Annotated in this window: 1 protein-coding gene; it reads left to right on the top strand. The window is 50.8% G+C overall.

Annotated features, from left to right (window positions below; translation table 11 throughout):
• The coding region (locus A3750_RS17210; RefSeq protein WP_068548514.1) for an 8-oxoguanine deaminase at positions 1-1,063 on the top strand (1,063 nt) is incomplete at its 5' end.
• Positions 1,064-1,148: the final 85 nt, after the last annotated feature.

Raw genomic sequence — 1,148 nt, 5'->3', positions numbered from 1 at the left:
AAAGCTGCAGCCCGAGATGCTTTCGGTGGCGACCGAGCTTGGCTTGAGTGAATTACTTCTTTCGGGCTGCACCACGGTATCAGACCACCATTATTTGTTTCCCGAAGCCTTAACCGAGGCGATCGATATCCAAGTAGCGGCTGCACATAAAATGGGTGCTCGCGTCACGCTGACCAGAGGGTCCATGAGTCTCGGGCAAGAGCAGGGCGGTTTACCCCCGCAATCCACAGTGCAAACCGATGAGGTGATTCTAAAAGATTCGGCGCGTTTGATTGGCCTCTATCACGATGCCAGCGAAGGCTCGATGGTAAATATTGCGCTTGCACCATGCTCGCCATTCTCGGTCACGAGTGAGTTGATGGTCGAGACCGCGCGATTAGCACGTCAACATGGGGTGCGCTTGCATACCCATTTGGCGGAGACGGAAGACGAGAATACGTTTTGCCTAAGTCGCTTCGGTATGCGACCAGTGGATTATTTAGAGTCTGTGGAGTGGATGGCGAGCGATGTATGGCTCGCACATGGTATTCATTTCAACGATGAGGAATTGAAGCGATTAGGTAAGGCCGGAGTCGGCGTTGGTCACTGTCCTTCCTCAAATATGGTTTTGGCTTCTGGAATATGCAGGACGCTGGATCTGGAAAAGCATGGTTCGCCAGTGGGCTTAGGTGTCGATGGTTCCGCATCGAACGATGGCTCCAATATGATTCAAGAAGTGCGGCAAGCTATGTTGATTAGTCGACTGCGTTATCAAGCGGATGAAATAACGCATCTTGATGCTCTGCGCTGGGCGACCAAGGGTTCGGCGCAGGTTCTTGGGCGAAATGATATCGGGGAGTTAGCGGTGGGTAAGCAAGCCGATCTTGCTTTGTTTAAACTCGATGATGCCCGCTTTTCAGGCAGCCATGACCCATTAGCGGCACTCGTTTTATGTGGTGCACATCAGGCGGATGCCGTTATGGTTGCGGGTCAGTGGAAAGTTAAGAATAGTGCGTTATTACACGTTGATTTAACGCGTCTAATCGCAGATCATTCGGGTCTTGCTAGAAAGCTAGTAACTTAGGTTGATCAACAAGGCGAACAGTATGATCGAAGCGTTAACTCAGTGGTTTGAAAGCTATACGCTTCAATTAACCCTCACCGCGATT

The sequence above is a fragment of the Oleiphilus sp. HI0079 genome (assembly GCF_001635105.1).
Note: the sequence above shows the minus strand (reverse complement) of the source record. Positions and strands in the feature narration are given on the sequence as shown.